At 42.1% G+C, this 16,080-nt stretch carries 15 protein-coding genes and 1 riboswitch; of the genes, 3 read left to right on the top strand and 12 right to left on the bottom strand.

Annotated elements, in window-relative coordinates:
* Nucleotides 1-64: 64 nt before the first annotated feature.
* From CFR83_RS04930 to glmU, 3 genes are read right to left on the bottom strand one after another with little or no spacing between them, the layout of a single operon-like run.
* Nucleotides 65-514: a putative toxin-antitoxin system toxin component, PIN family gene (locus CFR83_RS04930; protein ID WP_088812836.1), complete on the bottom strand. Its 450-nt coding sequence runs from the start codon at nucleotides 512-514 to the stop codon at nucleotides 65-67.
* Entirely contained in the window at nucleotides 511-2,331 is a 1,821-nt protein-coding gene (gene glmS / locus CFR83_RS04925; RefSeq protein ID WP_088812835.1) for a glutamine--fructose-6-phosphate transaminase (isomerizing), read from the bottom strand. The genes CFR83_RS04930 and glmS overlap by 4 nt, the downstream gene beginning before the upstream one ends.
* Nucleotides 2,332-2,356: 25 nt before the next feature.
* Nucleotides 2,357-3,724 carry a bifunctional UDP-N-acetylglucosamine diphosphorylase/glucosamine-1-phosphate N-acetyltransferase GlmU gene (gene glmU, locus CFR83_RS04920; protein WP_088812834.1) on the bottom strand — a complete coding sequence of 456 codons (1,368 nt, stop codon included), beginning with the start codon at nucleotides 3,722-3,724 and terminating at the stop codon, nucleotides 2,357-2,359.
* Between the two features lie 13 nt (nucleotides 3,725-3,737).
* On the opposite strand from glmU, the gene CFR83_RS04915 reads away from it, so the two are divergent.
* Complete coding sequence (locus tag CFR83_RS04915) at nucleotides 3,738-4,655, top strand: DUF6279 family lipoprotein (protein WP_133062461.1); 918 nt, start codon at nucleotides 3,738-3,740, stop codon at nucleotides 4,653-4,655.
* On the opposite strand, the gene ttcA is transcribed toward CFR83_RS04915, so the two are convergent.
* Genes ttcA through CFR83_RS04900 form a run of 3 tightly spaced genes read right to left on the bottom strand, consistent with a single transcriptional unit; the run spans nucleotide 4,603 to nucleotide 6,629 of the window.
* Entirely contained in the window at nucleotides 4,603-5,454 is an 852-nt protein-coding gene (ttcA, locus tag CFR83_RS04910) for a tRNA 2-thiocytidine(32) synthetase TtcA (protein ID WP_088812832.1), read from the bottom strand. The two genes, CFR83_RS04915 and ttcA, sit on opposite strands and share 53 nt — an antisense overlap.
* Complete coding sequence (locus tag CFR83_RS04905) at nucleotides 5,451-5,843, bottom strand: dihydroneopterin aldolase (protein ID WP_088812831.1); 393 nt, start codon at nucleotides 5,841-5,843, stop codon at nucleotides 5,451-5,453. Before CFR83_RS04905 ends, ttcA begins: the two co-directional genes overlap by 4 nt.
* A 3-nt stretch (nucleotides 5,844-5,846) precedes the next feature.
* Entirely contained in the window at nucleotides 5,847-6,629 is a 783-nt protein-coding gene (locus tag CFR83_RS04900) for an SDR family oxidoreductase (RefSeq protein ID WP_088812830.1), read from the bottom strand.
* Between the two features lie 43 nt (nucleotides 6,630-6,672).
* Here CFR83_RS04900 and CFR83_RS04895 point away from each other — a divergent pair, with 43 nt between their 5' ends.
* Nucleotides 6,673-7,845 carry a class I SAM-dependent methyltransferase gene (locus CFR83_RS04895; RefSeq protein WP_088812829.1) on the top strand — a complete coding sequence of 391 codons (1,173 nt, stop codon included), beginning with the start codon at nucleotides 6,673-6,675 and terminating at the stop codon, nucleotides 7,843-7,845.
* Here CFR83_RS04895 and CFR83_RS08350 read toward each other — a convergent pair.
* The 3 genes from CFR83_RS08350 to CFR83_RS04885 are packed head-to-tail and all read right to left on the bottom strand — an operon-like array spanning nucleotide 7,826 to nucleotide 11,789.
* Nucleotides 7,826-8,932, bottom strand: coding sequence for a tRNA nucleotidyltransferase/poly(A) polymerase-related protein (locus CFR83_RS08350; RefSeq protein WP_133062460.1), 1,107 nt, complete (start codon nucleotides 8,930-8,932; stop codon nucleotides 7,826-7,828). The two genes, CFR83_RS04895 and CFR83_RS08350, sit on opposite strands and share 20 nt — an antisense overlap.
* Complete coding sequence (locus tag CFR83_RS08345) at nucleotides 8,929-9,843, bottom strand: complex I NDUFA9 subunit family protein (RefSeq protein ID WP_133062459.1); 915 nt, start codon at nucleotides 9,841-9,843, stop codon at nucleotides 8,929-8,931. The genes CFR83_RS08350 and CFR83_RS08345 overlap by 4 nt, the downstream gene beginning before the upstream one ends.
* Nucleotides 9,840-11,789 carry a lytic transglycosylase domain-containing protein gene (locus tag CFR83_RS04885; RefSeq protein ID WP_088813205.1) on the bottom strand — a complete coding sequence of 650 codons (1,950 nt, stop codon included), beginning with the start codon at nucleotides 11,787-11,789 and terminating at the stop codon, nucleotides 9,840-9,842. Before CFR83_RS04885 ends, CFR83_RS08345 begins: the two co-directional genes overlap by 4 nt.
* A 41-nt stretch (nucleotides 11,790-11,830) precedes the next feature.
* Between CFR83_RS04885 and CFR83_RS04880 the strand changes: the two genes are divergently transcribed.
* Nucleotides 11,831-12,391 carry a 5-formyltetrahydrofolate cyclo-ligase gene (locus CFR83_RS04880; protein WP_088812828.1) on the top strand — a complete coding sequence of 187 codons (561 nt, stop codon included), beginning with the start codon at nucleotides 11,831-11,833 and terminating at the stop codon, nucleotides 12,389-12,391.
* A gap of 2 nt (nucleotides 12,392-12,393) precedes the next feature.
* Here CFR83_RS04880 and metF read toward each other — a convergent pair whose 3' ends face one another.
* The 3 genes from metF to metK form a co-directional block, all read right to left on the bottom strand.
* A complete protein-coding gene (gene metF, locus CFR83_RS04875) occupies nucleotides 12,394-13,221 on the bottom strand; it encodes a methylenetetrahydrofolate reductase [NAD(P)H] (RefSeq protein ID WP_088812827.1) in 828 nt (275 codons plus the stop codon).
* A 27-nt stretch (nucleotides 13,222-13,248) separates the two neighbouring features.
* The gene (gene ahcY / locus CFR83_RS04870; protein ID WP_088812826.1) at nucleotides 13,249-14,688 is read right to left on the bottom strand and encodes an adenosylhomocysteinase; all 1,440 of its coding nucleotides are present in this window, start codon (nucleotides 14,686-14,688) and stop codon (nucleotides 13,249-13,251) included.
* A 69-nt stretch (nucleotides 14,689-14,757) separates the two neighbouring features.
* A riboswitch (S-adenosyl-L-homocysteine riboswitch) is annotated at nucleotides 14,758-14,848 on the bottom strand.
* A gap of 9 nt (nucleotides 14,849-14,857) precedes the next feature.
* The gene (gene metK / locus CFR83_RS04865; protein ID WP_088812825.1) at nucleotides 14,858-16,024 is read right to left on the bottom strand and encodes a methionine adenosyltransferase; all 1,167 of its coding nucleotides are present in this window, start codon (nucleotides 16,022-16,024) and stop codon (nucleotides 14,858-14,860) included.
* Between the last annotated feature and the right edge of the window lie 56 nt (nucleotides 16,025-16,080).

Genomic DNA, 16,080 nt, shown 5'->3' with positions numbered 1-16,080 from the left:
TAATTGTAAGGAATTATTAAGGGAAGTTGCAAAAACATTAAGTCCAAATTACTAGAACTTACCCTTATAACTCAGCGGTTTTTAGCGAAAAATCATCTGAAAAAACCCTATTGTGGTCAGAGGTAATCACAACACCATCTTTTTGTGCGCGTTTTGCAATTTTTAAAACCATCTTATCTTTACTGATAAGCATCGCTGGTTTGAGGGTGTAGGCTAAGTTTATAAATACTTGATCATCCCTGTCTTTACATTTCCAAGGGGCAATATCTAGCACTTCATCATTTATTAATCTTGACCATGAGCGCCACTGAAACATGATTTCATCTTGCTTCTCTTGTGATAGTAAAAATTGTTGACGCCCAATCACATCAAGAAACTCTGCCAAAGTTTTTTGTGTCGCAACAGCATCTAAGCTTCCTGCCATAAGAGCAGCTCTTAATGGATGAGCCCTGCTGTCATCAAAAACCAAAACATCCAAAAGAATATTTGTATCTAAAACAACAACTGGCTTCACTCAACTGTCACCGATTTAGCCAGATTTCTTGGTTTATCGACATCAGTGCCTCTGGCGCAAGCCGTATGATAGGCAAGCAACTGCAAGGGAATAACGTGCAATATTGGAGACAAGTCGCCGTAGTGCTCAGGCATACGAATCACATGGATGCCATCCTCAGCAACAATGTGGGTATCAGAGTCTGCAAAGACATATAAACGTCCGCCACGCGCCTTAACTTCTTGCATATTAGATTTAAGTTTTTCCAATAATGCATCGTTAGGTGCCACTGTTACCACAGGCATTTGCTCGGTGACCAAAGCCAATGGACCATGTTTTAACTCACCGGCTGGATATGCCTCAGCATGAATATAAGAAATTTCTTTTAATTTGAGTGCGCCCTCTAAAGCTATTGGATAGTGCAATCCACGCCCCAAAAATAAAGCGTTTTCACACTTAGCAAATGCCTCACTCCAAGCAATGATCTGTGGCTCTAAAGCCAATGCAGCATTGATAGCAGATGGCAGATGGCGCAAACGACTAAACGCATCATGCTCTTGATTGTTAGTTAGTTGCTTTTTATTTTTTGCCAAAGTAAGTGCTAGCAAATACAAACCAACTAGTTGAGTAGTAAATGCTTTAGTTGATGCAACTCCAATTTCGGTGCCTGCATGCGTTAAAAAACGATATTTTGTTTCTCGCACCATCGCACTTGTTGCAACATTACAAATGGCTAAAGTTTCTGTATGCCCTAAAGATTGCGCATGTCGCAAAGCCGCTAGCGTGTCTGCAGTCTCACCTGACTGAGAAACAACGACCACCAAAGCATTAGGATTAGGCACTGTTTTTCTGTATCGATATTCACTAGCAATTTCAACCTGAGTAGAAATTCCAGCCAAATCTTCTAGCCAGTACTTAGCAGTACTAGCCGCATAGTAACTGGTGCCACACGCCAAAATTAGTATGCTATTAATTTTTTCTAAATCTTCAGGCTTAGCATCAAACAATGATGAATCAGCACTTTGCGCATGCCCCAAAGTATCAGCAATAGCTCTTGGCTGCTCAAATATTTCCTTTTGCATGTAATGCTGATATGGACCCAAATCTACTGCGGCAGTTTGAGCGGGTACTGGTTTTTGAATCCTTGTTTGAGGATTTCCAGCAAGATTAGTAATGCTAATACCATCAGTTGTTAAAACAGCAACATCGCCTTCTTCCAAATAAGCCATGGCTGTAGCATGCTCTGCTACTGCCAGCGCGTCGGATGCCAAGAAGTTTTCTTCTTTGCCGTAGGCCACTACCAATGGTGAGCCAGCCCTAGCGCCGACCAAAACATCAGGGGCGTCTTGCGCAATCACGCCAATTGCATAAGCTCCATGCAAACGAGGAATCACAGTTCGAACAGCAATAGCCAAATCACGAACATTCATCTTTGTATATGCTTGATGAATTAAATGTGCGATGACTTCTGTATCCGTTTGAGAAACAAATATATATCCTGATGCCTGAAGCTCCTGGCGAAGCTCTTCATAGTTCTCAATAATGCCGTTGTGAACCAAACCAATTAGGTTGTTAGAAAAATGTGGGTGGGCATTAACTGTGTCTGGTTTGCCATGGGTCGCCCATCTAGTGTGGGCAATACCAATATTGCCCGACATTTTTTCACCTTGCTCACCCAAATCAGCAACGCGCTCTGTAGTTCTTGCTCGAACTAATTCATTATTTGAAATTAATGCAAAACCGCAAGAGTCATAGCCACGATATTCCAAACGACGCAGACCTTCGACAAGAACTTCAACAATATTTCTTTTAGCTATCGCGCCCACAATGCCGCACATGACTGCTTCCTATCAATTAATCGTTCTATTTACTTTTTTTAACGGGTCTTTGCCATTTAAGTGAGACTTGCTTAGCTCTTGTAACAGTTAGCTGATCTGGTGGAGCATCTTTTGTTAATGTCGTACCAGCGCCTAGAGTAGCACCCTTACCAACTGTAACTGGAGCTACTAATTGAGTATCTGAGCCGATAAAAGCTTCGTCTTCAATAACAGTTCTATGCTTATTAACACCATCGTAATTACAAGTGATTGTTCCCGCACCCACATTAACTCTTTTACCAATCGTTGCATCACCGATGTAAGCCAAATGATTTGCTTTACTTTGTGAGGCTATTTGACTGTTTTTAACTTCCACAAAATTACCAATGTGCACTTCTTCAGATAATTCTGTACCAGGACGTAATCTTGCATAAGGCCCAATAATGCTATTTGCACCAACTTTGGCTTGATCAATATGTGTATAAGCGTTAATTACCGCACCTTGTTCTATGTGAGCATCACGAACGACACAATAAGGTCCGACTGATACACCATCAGCCAAAGTAACTTTGCCCTCAAAAATGCAGCCAACATCAATTTTGACATCTTGACCACAAGTCAATTCGCCACGAATATCAATTCTTGCAGGGTCCAATAAAGTGACCCCCAAATCTAACAATCGATTAGCAAGCTCTAGTTGCCAAGTACGCTCAAGCTCTGCCAACTGAGCTCGACTGTTTACACCAACAGTTTCCCAGCCAAATTCTGGGGCAGTAGAACAAACAGGCACACCCTCTCTAACTGCCATCTCAATAATATCGGTCAGGTAATACTCGCCTTGCGCATTATTAGGGCTGAGCGCGCCTAACCAACGCTTTAGGTGAGCAGTTGGAACAGCCATTAGACCTGTATTTATTTCTTTAATAAGCTTTACTTCAGGACTAGCATCTTTTTCTTCAATAATTGACTGAATACCACCATCCTGATTTCTAACGATTCGACCATACCCCGTAGGATCAGCCATCTCTTGGGTTAGCAAAGCCAAAGCGCCTGTTGATGCCAACTTTGATAATTTTTCAAGAGTTTGCGTTTGAATTAGCGGCACATCACCGTAAAGTATTAATGTGTCTTTCGCATCATCTAAGAAATCAGCCGCCTGCAAAACAGCATGGCCCGTACCCTTTTGCTCTAGTTGATACGCAGTTTTAGTAACCACCCCTGATTTTTCAAGGTAGTCTTTAACCAAATCTCCACCATGCCCCAAAACAACAACTGTCTGATGTTCACCCGCCATAGCTTCTGCACTTGCAATAGCGTGTGCAAGCATCGGTCGGCCCGCAATTGGATGGAGCACTTTTGGCAAAGAGGAGCGCATGCGCTTTCCTTGTCCAGCGGCTAATATGACGATATTCATTGTTAATAATTATATGAGTTTATTTAAAGTGCACCAAACTCTTAGATGGCTGGCTCTTGGGGCAATTACAAGCCTCCTACTTGCCTGTAGCGCGGTACGCTTTGCCTACAACCAAGGTGATGTGCTATCGCGGTGGTGGATTGATGACCATATTGGTCTGACACAAGAGCAAGATTACCTTATCAGAGAGGCCCTTGATCGTCATTTTTGGTGGCACAGAACAGCTCAACTACAAAACCTTGCTGTAACACTTGAAGAAATTGAGCAAAAACTTAGCAAAAACATCTCAAAGAAAGATGTCGCCTACTTTTATGGAAATATCAAAAATCATAGCTATACGATTGCATACAAAGTAACGCCAGACATAGCTAGACTTTTCATGAGCCTTGAAGCTTCTCAAATTGAGAATGTTCAAAAACGAATGGCACAAAATAATGAGAAATTTATCAAAGAGTGGCTGCCCAAGGATAAAGCCGACCAAATCAGGGTGCGAATAGAAAAAACCATTCAAAGAGCTAAGTGGCTATTCGGGAAACTCAACAAAGATCAAGAAGAAAAAATTAAGTCACACATTATTGCCAATCCAATTGATATCAATTTAATTTATCAAGATAGATTGCGTCGCCAACAAGATTTGATTCGTGTAATGAGCGAAATCACTAGAAAGAAGCTTAATCAAAAAGAATCAGAAGCCTTGATTACTGATTACATCAAACATTTTGAATACGGAAGATCTAAAGAGCAGCAAGAGGCAACAAAGAGGCGCGAAGAAATCGCGACTGGGCTAGCAGTATTCGTTGTCGAAATCACAACCGATGATCAAAAAAGGTATGCTTCTGAAAGAATAGCCACTTGGTTAGGTGACATTAACTCTTTAATCAAAGAGTCATCTGCACTGGCTGCCAAGAGATCTGCTCTTCCAAATCGTTAGAGCCACTTGTATCAGTTAAATTTTTGAAATCAAATTGCTGCCCATCCATAAGATGTGATGGCACAACATTTTGCAAGGAACTAAATAAGCTCTCAACGCGCCCCGGGTATTTCTTTTCCCACTCACGCAACATGGCTTTCATGGCATTACGCTGTAAATTCTCTTGGCTTCCACACAAATTACAAGGAATAATTGGGAAAGCCATTTGCTCTGCATATCGCTCTAAATATTTTTCTGGCACATAAGCCAAGGGTCTAATAACTATATGCTTGCCATCATCTGATCTTAGCTTTGGCGGCATACCCTTAAGTTTTCCACCATGAAACATATTCATTAGAAGCGTTTCTAAAATATCATCACGGTGGTGTCCTAGAGCAATCTTTGTTGCGCCTAACTCTGTGGCAACGCGGTACAAAATTCCACGGCGCAAACGAGAACATAAGCCACAAGTTGTTTTACCCTCTGGAACAACTCTTTTCACAATGCCATATGTATCTTGTTCTTCTATATGAAATGGAATTCCCAGTTTCTTTAAGTAATTAGGAAGAATATCTTCTGGGAAGCCAGGTTGCTTTTGATCTAAATTAACCGCCACCAAATCAAAGTTAATCGGAGCACGCTCCTTGAGCTTCATCAATATATCCAACATAGCGTAGCTATCTTTGCCACCCGACAGGCAAACCATAACCTTATCGCCATCCTCGATCATGTTGTAATCAACAATAGCCTGCCCAGTTAGACGGCATAACTTTTTGTCTAACTTATTTTCTTCGTAAGCTACTTTGCGAGGATCTTTCATTCTTTAATCAAAAATATTTCAACGCCTACTGCGTCACAATCAGGGTATACATCTGGCTTAGCTGTTGATACTCTAACAGCCCTAACCCTTGGGTGCTTTAACATTATTTTTGCAACATCATCGCACAAGGTTTCTTGTAAGTGTATGTGTCCTTTTGATACGCGCTCCACTATGCTCTGGCGCATAAAATCATAATCAACAACCTCTTCTAGGCTGTCATGAGTAGGCGTGTTTTCTATTAATGGCACAAATAAGTCAACATTAATTAATACGCGTTGCTCGCCACGCTTTTCGAAGTCATGAACGCCAATGTTGATATAAATTTCGTAGTTACTTAAAAATAATCTACGACAGTCCATTAATCTTGGATGAGATAGCAAAGCCTGCATTTTTTACTCCGTCAAAAACATCACGTCTCGATCAGTCGACAATAAATGTTGGCCGCCGTCTACGTACAAAGTTGTGCCAGTTACGGCATTTGAATTAGCCAAGTAAATCACCGCTCCCGCAATATCATCGGGAGTTGATGACTTACCCAATGGCGTCATACTGTGAGCCTTAACAAAACCATCCTCAGACTGATCACCGGAAACCATCGTAATTCCTGGAGCCACACCAACTACCCTCAAGTTTGGCGCAAATGATTGTGCCAACAAAGTGGTTGCCGAGTGTAATGCAGCTTTCGATAGCGTGTAAGACAAAAAGTCTGGATTTAAATTAGCCAGCTTTTGATCCAACAAATTAATCACAACACCACTAGGGCCAACAGCATCTTGAGCCCTATTTTTTGCATGCAAGCGATATAAGTCTCTAGACAAAATTAGTGGAGCGGCTACGTTTGTCAACATATGTCGATCTAAGGCAGCATAACTAAAACTAGAGGCAACATCATATTGAAACAATGAGGCATTGTTAACCAGACAAGTTGGCAAACCTAGAGACTCAACACATCTCGCTATTAATTGATTAGCCTCATCCTCTTTTGATAAATCTGCCTGCAAGGCCACGCCACGCTGGCCAGTTGCAAGAATATCTTTAACTGTTTGCTCCGCCGCATCCTTAGAGTTTCCATAATGGATTGCCACATCCCAACCATCTTTAGCCAAGCCGATAGCTATCGCCCGCCCAACACGTTTTGCGGCACCTGTTACTAAGGCAATTTTCTGATTTTTCATAATTTTTGCAGCTTTATCTATAAGAGTTGTAGACTCGCGAGGTATGGATATTACCCCTAGTACAGCAGAAACGTTGCATAGCCAACTTTTGGCTCAAAAAATTCAGCAAGAAATTATTGCCAATAATGGGGCAATTTCTTTTTCTAAGTATATGGAAATGGCGCTCTACACGCCAGGATTAGGCTATTACGCGGCAGGCAGAACCAAGCTTGGCCAACACGGCGACTTCACTACAGCCCCTGAAATCAGCCCACTTTTTGGGGCAACAATCACACAAACACTATTACCGGTGATTGAGAAACTCAAGGCTGAAAATCAACCAGTAAATATTCTGGAATTTGGTGCAGGCTCAGGAGCCTTAGCTCAATCGATATTAGATGCTCTTGAAAATGAAGATGTCGTAATCGACAGTTACAACATTCTTGATTTATCAGCGGATCTAATTGAGCGCCAACAGAATAGGTTAAAAGGCCGCCCCGAAAATATTTGTTGGCTTAACCAACTACCAAAAAAATTTACAGGAATTATTCTGGCCAATGAGGTTTTAGATGCCATGCCCGTTGAATTAGTCACATTTGTTGATGGTCAATGGCATTACAAGGATGTTTGTATTAATCAAAGCTCCCTTGACTCTATTGCATTTACTTTTTGTCCTGGAGCCAAAGTTCCAAATGAGCTAATCCCAAATTATCTACATGCATCTAGCTTATTAAATGGCTACACCACTGAAATACATCCTCAAAGTCAGGCATGGATTAAGACTTTAGGGCAATGCCTTGATCAAGGCATTTTCTTGACCTTTGATTATGGCTTCCCAGAACATGAGTATTACCACCCACAACGCGGGCAGGGAACTTTGATTGGGCACTACCGTCATCACACAATTCAAGACCCATTTTATTTTCCAGGGTTATGCGACTTAACATCTCATGTTAATTGGACCTTGATTGCACAAACCAGTATTGAACATGGATTTGATTTTTCAGGCTACACCAGCCAAGCTTCTTACCTGATGGATGCAGGCATTGGGCAGCTGCTACTTAGCACGGCGAACCCAACAGACACACAAAACTTCATGCCACTAGCTAATGGCATACAAAAGTTGTTGTCTGAGGCTGAGATGGGGGAGCTATTCAAAGTTTTATGCGTATCAAAGAAGATGAATATCTCTGAAGCTGAATTACCAGGCTTTAGGTCTAGACCAAGGCCTCTTTAATAGCATCGCGCCTCGCATCATCAATCGCTCTCTTAATTAACTCTCCAGAGCCCTGCTGAGTAAAGCGTGCCGCAATATCGGCCACATTAACTTTTTTTGCAGCCACGTGTGATTGAAGCAATATATCCACAGGGTCACCAATTAATTGTGCAACCATAATTAATTCATTAAATCGATCTGGTTTTCTCCAAACATCTACCCGATCCAATATTTGCAATATATCTGCAGCGCTAGTTAACCCTCGCCCAATTGCTTCATGAATTTCACTGCCCAAAAGTGCGTAATCCCTACATTCAGAAGGTATGCCCCACTTTAAACACCAATCATTAATGCTTGCCCTGTTCAATCCAGCAAACAAAATAGCGCAACGCTGTTGCAAATTAAAATCTGATGATGCAGATTGGTCAATTAAGTCAAAAAACTTTCGATTGTTTTTAGTAAGTAACTCTGATGGGAAAAATTTCTCAAACACCCCAATGGTTTCCAAAACATCAAACATCCGAGAAGGTCTTTCAGAAAGAAAACCTCTCGAAAACTCTTGCCACACTCTTTCTTTAACTAATGCATCTAACTCGCCACTTTGGCCGATCTCCTTGAGTAATGCCAAGGTATTTGAAGCTACGCAGAATTCTGGGAATCGAGCTGAAAACCTTGCAATTCTTAATAGGCGAACGGGGTCCTCAGTAAATGCGTCACTGACATGTCGGAATATTTTGTCTTGTAAATCTTTTTGTCCGCCAAAAGGGTCAATCACTGGGCCAGTTACCAAGCCATTAGCGTCTACTTCTCTGGCCATTGCATTGATTGTTAAATCACGCCTAGCTAAATCTTCTTCTAAGGTCACATGCTGATCAGCATGAAAAACAAAACCTTTATACCCAGGCGCTGTTTTTCTCTCTGTTCTAGCAAGGGCATACTCAGCATGCGTATCTGGGTGCAAAAAAACCGGAAAATCTTGCCCAACAGACTTAAAGCCTTTAGCAATCATTTCTTGGGGCGTGGCACCAACAACGAGATAATCAAGGTCTTTAACAGGAAGCCCTAATAACTCATCACGTATTGCACCACCAACAACGTAGGTTTTCACTGAAGTAAAACTTCCAAAGGTTGCGGTGTTATTCCAAATGTTTTTTCAAGAGCATTCTCAGCCCCCAATGGCAGCACATTATCTTGTTGCATAGAAGCCAAATTATCACGTGACATCAATGTGGGTCCTGGCATAAATTCCAACATATAAGCCTGTAAATATCCCAACACACGAGGAATCGGCACAATCCAACTAGATTTTTTAACCTTCTCTCCTGCAAACTTAACCAATTCTGCCAAGGTATAAACCCTAGAACCAACCAGATCAAAAGTCTGCCCTATCGTGTTCCCCATATTGATAGCCCTAACAAATGCTTCTGCAACATCCCCCACATAAACAGGCTGAAACTTGGCGCCAGCTCCCGCTAACGGCATAACAGGGGCAAATTTTTGCAATGTGCCAAATAAATTGATAAATGAATCATCCTCACCAAAGATCACAGATGGTCTAAAAATAGTCCAATTCAGAGAACTATTTTTAACAAGTGCCTCACCCTCGCCCTTACTGCGTTGGTACATAGAACAACCAGCAGTATCCGCACCCAAGGCACTCATATGTATATAGCGGCACAAATGATTATTTGTCATTGCGGTAATAATTTTTCTAGGTAATTCAACATGATTTTTTTCAAAGCCCGGCCCATATGGCACGCCTTGTTTGTCATGAAGAACGCCAACTAAGTTAATGACAACGCCATCCTTACCAATGCGCTGACATAAATCATTTAAAACAACGGGGTCATGTACGTTAGCCTCTATAACTTGCACATTTGGCAACACCCACAAGTCTTTTGCATAAATTGATTTACGCGTTGGCAAAACCACTTTGTAGCCTGCGCTCGCTAATTTACTAGCAACTTGTCTACCTACAAAACCACTACCGCCAATTAATAAAACATTTGATGATGTCATGGCAACTCCGACAAAACAGAAGCCTTAGGCGAAACCATTCCTAATTTCTGTTTAAGGGATGGCGACTTTGATGATGATAAAGCTGTGTAGTAACTGGCATTAGCTAAAACATTTTTTACATATCCACGAGTTTCATTAAATGGAATAGTTTCAGCAAAAATTGCTCCCTCAACGGTTCTGGGAAGTTTTTCTCGCCAGAGTTTTGGTCGGCTAGGGCCAGCGTTGTATGCTGCTGAAGCCAATGCAAACGAACCATCCAAATCCTGCAAAACCATATTTAAATAATTACTGCCTAAGGTTAGATTTGTTTTCATATCATCTAACTCACTAACCTTAAAGTTGGTCATACCAATTTTCTTTGCCACATACTTGGCAGTTGATGGCATCACTTGCATCAAACCAGATGCGCCAACACTAGACTTTGCGGCCATGATAAATCTTGACTCTTGCCTGATCAAACCATATGCCCAATTTGAATCAAGACCAATCGAATTAGCAATCGGACTCAATGACTCTTTAAATGGCGTTGGATAACGCAAGCCAAAATCATGTTCAGCCTTTGTTCGATCAGCAGTGTTAACGGCTCGGTCATATAAACCAATTCTCTTTGCATGCTCTGCGGCTGCTATCAGCTGTTTATCACTTAACGTTCTAAGTTCCCAATTCCACTCACGATTACCCTCAAAACGTAAGCCCATGTCATAGAAGCGAACAGCCCTAGCAAAACCTTTGTTTTCACTCATCTGCTTAACAAGTGACTCGTCAGGAATAACTCGCTTTGGCACATGAATCTTCATACCCAAATCTTCTCTTGCTAACTGACCATAAAAATTGAATTGCTCAATTAAAGCTTGGAAGGTTTCTTTTGCTAAAGCTTCGTCGCCCAATTCTTTTTGGGCTCTTCCATACCAATATGTCCAAGCTGGGTCACGCTTTCTAATTGCTGGAGACATACCCTCAATAGACTCTTTAACCAGCCTCCAATCACCTTCACGCAGAGCAGTTCTAACTTTCCACTCCTGAGACTCTGGCGACAGTAATTGGTGATGGCCCGCCTCATGCTGCAAGCGATATGCCTTGATTGCATTTCTGTCTAATTTTTTTGCTAAAAATTGACCAATTACACCCCATGCAGCAGCAGTATTTTCTCGACCAGTGCGCCATTCTTTTTTTTCAAACTCTCTAAATGCCTGAGCAGGGTCAGTTCTCGCTTTTTTTACCGTATCAGCAATCGGGTCATCCACACCAAACTTCTTGGCTAGTCCTTCGTAATTATTTTCAAGCGCAATCCTGCCCATTGCTGCAACTTCTTGTTTTGACAATCCTCCAGCTCTATATATGCCTTGCGCAGCCTCAGGACAAGCCTCACCAAAATACTGGGCATCCAATAAAATATTTTTTAACTCGTGTCCTAACTGTTTTGAATCCTCGCCTTTCGCCTGCCTTGACTGTATGGCATAACACTTCACTTGAGTGTCATCATTCAAAACGAACTGAACATACTCTCTATCAAAGTTAGCCCAATCTTTTCTTTTGCCTAAAACTAAGAGCCAGTCATTGCGTAAACGATCAGCTATCGCGCTACCCGCATTAACTTTTAAAAATGCTTCAACTGCAGCATCTGCAGATGAATCAACCCTTGCTTGAGCACCCTTGTCATAAATCTGGGGTTTTATTTGGTAATACAGCACATAATCAGATAAGTCGTGACTCTCTAATTTAGAGCCTAAAGTTCTGGTCTTAGCGACATCATTTACTTTTGCAGCCTCTCGTAACTCAACAAAAAGCTTATCCTCAGCACTTAAGTCAGCCGCCGGAACAACCTTCTTGGGGGATGATGTATTTTTAACTGGCTTTGAATGTGAAGGTGCAGAAAGCGTTATGGCAGCCAAAAATAGGGCTGTGCTTAATTTATTTATTAATTTGGTGTTTTTTCGATGTAGCATACCCTTAATCATGCCTTATTTTTTCTACTTTTGAGTAGCCTGTGAAAACTTTAAATAATCTTAGACAAAACCTGCTAGAGATAAGACTAAGGTCTAACAGGGATGACGCCCAACGAAAATGCCTAGAAAATAAAGTTGCATCGTTTTTTGAACAACTTAATGATTGTTGCGTAGCTATTTATTGGCCCATCAACAGTGAGTTCGATTTACGCCCGCTTGCATTAAATTGGGCAAGATATCACCCCAACAGAGCAATTGCACTCCCAATAGTTCAGCTTAACGAACCTCTAAAATTTGGCCTCTGGACCGAGAGCACTGCAATGCAAAAAGGCCCCCAAGGAATTAACGAGCCTATTGTTAACTCTAACTATGCGCAACCAGACATCATCATTGCCCCTTGCCTTGGCTGGTCTGATCAAAATAAACAACTTTGGCGTATCGGATATGGTGGCGGGTACTACGATCGAACACTTGCGCTATATAAAAATAAGCAACATAACGTTCAATCAGTTGGCGTGGCTTACAACACTCAAAAAGTTGCAGAGGGCGATTGGCGTCCTCAAGAACATGACCAAGCGCTAGATTTAATAATCAGCGCCTAGCATTAAATTAAATTTAAGTTTTTAGCGATGTTTAATGTTGTATCAGCTTGATTGAGACTATAAAAATGCAAGCCTGGCGCCCCGGCAACCGTTAACTGATCGCACAAATCAGTCACAACATCCAAACCAAATGCTTTAATTGAAGCCGTATCATCACCAAACGACTGCAAACGCAAACGAATCCAACGTGGCACTTCAGCGCCACATGCATCTGAAAAGCGTAGCAACTGAGTACTATTTGTAATGGGCATAATGCCAGGAACAATAGGCTGATCAACCCCTAACTTAGCTGCCTCATCAATAAACCTAAAATAGGCGTCACTATTAAAAAAGTACTGGGTAATTGCAGAGTCTGCGCCAGATTTCATTTTGTTGGCAAACCTCAAAACATCATCGGTCATTGACTTTGCCTGTGGATGCATTTCTGGATAAGCGGCCACTTCAATATGAAAATGACTATCTGTTTCACTACGAATAAATGAGACTAACTCATCAGCATGATGAAATTCGCCATACTGGCCCATGCCAGAAGGCAAGTCACCGCGTAAAGCAACTATGCGGTTAATGCCAAGCGCTTTATATTGCGCGAGCAACTCTCTAATCTTTTCTTTCGAACTGCCAACACAAGATAGATGGGGCGCAGCCTGTTGGCCGGCCTCATGTATCTCTTTAACAGTTGCTAGCGTTCCATCTTGAGTGGAACCGCCAGCACCAAACGTTACTGAAAAAAACGTGGGCTTAAGCGCTGTCGCCAACTGTTCACGGACAGAACGTAACTTTGCAGCACCTTCTGCAGTCTTTGGCGGGAAAAACTCAACGCTCAATTCCATCTAATTTCTTTCTTTAGCATTAACTAATTAGTAACGATATGTTTCAGGCTTGTAAGGGCCTTCTTTCTTAACATTGATGTATGTTGCTTGCTGATCAGTTAACTCAGTCAACTGAGCATTCAACTTCTTCAACTGCAAACGCGCCACCTTTTCATCAAGATGCTTAGGTAGTGTATATACACCAACTGGATACTTACCAGTATCTGCAGTAGTCCACAATTCAATTTGAGCAATTGTTTGATTTGCAAATGACGAGCTCATCACATATGAAGGATGGCCTGTGCCACAACCCAAGTTCACTAAGCGGCCCTTAGCCAAAATAATGAGGCGCTTTTCTGGTTGACCATTGCTTGCAGGGAAAATCACATGATCAACTTGCGGTTTAATTTCTTCCCACTTGTATTTTTCAATGCCCGCAATATCAATTTCATTATCAAAGTGACCGATGTTACAAACAATGGCTTGATCTTTCATCTTAGCCATATGGTCATGAGTAATAACATGGTAGTTGCCAGTAGCCGTTACAAAGATATCAGCTTTATCTGCTGCGTAATCCATTGTTACAACACGATAACCTTCCATAGCTGCTTGTAGCGCGCAAATTGGATCTACCTCTGTTACCCAAACCTGCGCAGACAATGCGCGCAACGCTTGTGCAGAACCTTTACCCACATCACCATAACCAGCAACAACAGCCACCTTACCAGCCACCATTACATCGGTTGCACGCTTAATACCGTCAACTAAAGACTCACGGCAGCCGTACAAGTTATCAAATTTACTCTTTGTTACTGAATCATTAACGTTGATGGCTGGGAACTTTAATTCGCCTTTAGCATGCATTTGATATAAACGATGAACACCAGTTGTTGTTTCTTCTGTAACACCTTTTACTTTTTCTAGGCGCACTGAGTACCAAGTAGGATCTACTTTTAACTTGGCCTTGATTGAAGCAAACAAAACAGTTTCTTCTTCGCTAGTTGGGTGATTTAAAACTGATTGGTCTTTTTCAGCTTTTGTACCCAAGTGCAATAACATCGTTGCATCACCACCATCATCCAAAATCATGTTTGAATAGCCACCGTCTTGCCATTCAAAAATGCGGTGTGTGAATTCCCAGTATTGCTCTAATGTTTCACCCTTAATAGCAAAAACAGGTGTGCCGTTGGCAGCAATTGCTGCTGCAGCATGATCTTGCGTAGAGAAAATATTGCAAGAGGCCCAGCGCACTTCAGCACCGAGAGCCTCCAAAGTTTCAATCAATACCGCTGTTTGAATCGTCATGTGCAATGAGCCTGTGATGCGTGCGCCACGCAAAGGCTGACTTGCAGCGAATTCTTCACGAATTGCCATCAAACCAGGCATTTCTGTTTCAGCAATAGCGATCTCTTTACGACCCCAATCAGCCAAAGAAATATCGGCAATGGCACAGTCTTTAAGAATGTTTAAATCTGTAGGTTTGTTCATGTTCACTCCAAGCTATTAGGGAAGTTCTTGGAGAGCAAATAAAAAAGCTCGCCAACCAATCACTTCACAGGTTAGCGAGCGTCGTTGCTAAAGGCATTTGCCTCCCTCTAAGCCTAGGGCGTTTGGCTTTGCCAAACACCTCGCAACGCTCCTTAGAGGTTTTGAAAAATTATAAACCAGCCGCAGCTTTTAATGCTGCTGCCTTGTCTGTAGCTTCCCAAGTGAACTCAGGCTCTTCACGACCAAAATGTCCATAGGCTGCCGTCTTACGATAAATTGGTCTCAACAAATTGAGCATCTTCACGATACCTTTTGGTCTTAAGTCGAAGTGAGCACGCACCAACTCAGCAATCTTCTCGTCAGAAATCTTGCCCGTGCCATATGTGCTAACCATTACTGAGGTCGGCTGAGCTACACCAATTGCATAAGAAATCTGCACCAAACACTTACTCGCCAAGCCCGCAGCAACAATATTTTTTGCCACATAACGACCTGCGTAAGCAGCTGATCGGTCAACTTTAGAAGGGTCTTTACCTGAGAATGCGCCGCCACCGTGAGGTGCTGCACCACCATAGGTATCCACAATAATCTTACGACCGGTTAAACCGCAGTCACCTTGAGGTCCACCAATCACGAAACGACCTGTTGGGTTAACCAAATATTTAATCTCGCCTTTGATTAGCTCTTTTGGCAAAACTGGTTTGATGATTTCTTCAATCACAGCCTCACGCAATTTCTCTAAAGAAATGTCTGGTGAGTGTTGTGTTGATAAAACGATTGTGTCAATTGAATCAGGCTTACCGTCAACATATCGCAAAGTAACTTGTGACTTTGCATCAGGGCGCAACCAGTTTAAGCGGCCATCGCGACGCAAATCAGCCTGACGCTCAACCAAACGATGTGACAAATGAATTGGCAAAGGCATCAATTCTGGTGTTTCATCAACCGCATAACCAAACATCAAGCCTTGGTCGCCTGCGCCTTGATCCAAACCATCATCATGCGCTTTATCTACGCCTTGGGCGATATCTGGGCTTTGCTTGTCATATGCCACCAATACCGCACAACCTTTGTAGTCGATACCGTACTCTGTATTGTCGTAACCAATTTGACGAATCGTGTCACGCGCCACATTAATGTAATCAACGTTCGCCGTCGTTGTAATTTCGCCAGCAAGAACTACTAAACCGGTATTACAAAGAGTTTCAGCTGCAACGCGTGCGGTTGGATCTTGCGCCAAAATAGCGTCAAGGATTGCGTCAGAAATTTGATCAGATACTTTATCTGGATGACCTTCAGAAACTGACTCTGAAGTAAAGAAATAATTGTTAGCCATTTGCTGCTCCTTAGTTAAATAACCGACAACACGTGCCGAGTATTACTAAGTGCGGC

Origin of the sequence: Polynucleobacter victoriensis (assembly GCF_900187875.1) — a bacterium.
In the GTDB taxonomy this organism is placed as follows: Bacteria; Pseudomonadota; Gammaproteobacteria; order Burkholderiales; family Burkholderiaceae; genus Polynucleobacter; species Polynucleobacter victoriensis.
The sequence above is the reverse complement of the archived record's forward strand: the minus strand, read 5'-3'. Positions and strand labels throughout refer to the sequence as shown.

What these genes read in the sequence shown, in the direction of transcription:
- glmS (WP_088812835.1), bottom strand. Translation starts at nt 2,331, where the DNA reads ATGTGCGGCATTGTGGGCGCGATAGCTAAAAGAAATATTGTTGAAGTT.
- metF (WP_088812827.1), bottom strand. Translation starts at nt 13,221, where the DNA reads ATGGAATTGAGCGTTGAGTTTTTCCCGCCAAAGACTGCAGAAGGTGCT.
- glmU (WP_088812834.1), bottom strand. Translation starts at nt 3,724, where the DNA reads ATGAATATCGTCATATTAGCCGCTGGACAAGGAAAGCGCATGCGCTCC.
- CFR83_RS04885 (WP_088813205.1), bottom strand. Translation starts at nt 11,789, where the DNA reads ATGCTACATCGAAAAAACACCAAATTAATAAATAAATTAAGCACAGCC.
- CFR83_RS08345 (WP_133062459.1), bottom strand. Translation starts at nt 9,843, where the DNA reads ATGACATCATCAAATGTTTTATTAATTGGCGGTAGTGGTTTTGTAGGT.
- CFR83_RS04895 (WP_088812829.1), top strand. Translation starts at nt 6,673, where the DNA reads ATGGATATTACCCCTAGTACAGCAGAAACGTTGCATAGCCAACTTTTG.
- metK (WP_088812825.1), bottom strand. Translation starts at nt 16,024, where the DNA reads ATGGCTAACAATTATTTCTTTACTTCAGAGTCAGTTTCTGAAGGTCAT.
- CFR83_RS04905 (WP_088812831.1), bottom strand. Translation starts at nt 5,843, where the DNA reads ATGCAGGCTTTGCTATCTCATCCAAGATTAATGGACTGTCGTAGATTA.
- CFR83_RS04915 (WP_133062461.1), top strand. Translation starts at nt 3,738, where the DNA reads ATGAGTTTATTTAAAGTGCACCAAACTCTTAGATGGCTGGCTCTTGGG.
- CFR83_RS04900 (WP_088812830.1), bottom strand. Translation starts at nt 6,629, where the DNA reads ATGAAAAATCAGAAAATTGCCTTAGTAACAGGTGCCGCAAAACGTGTT.
- ttcA (WP_088812832.1), bottom strand. Translation starts at nt 5,454, where the DNA reads ATGAAAGATCCTCGCAAAGTAGCTTACGAAGAAAATAAGTTAGACAAA.
- ahcY (WP_088812826.1), bottom strand. Translation starts at nt 14,688, where the DNA reads ATGAACAAACCTACAGATTTAAACATTCTTAAAGACTGTGCCATTGCC.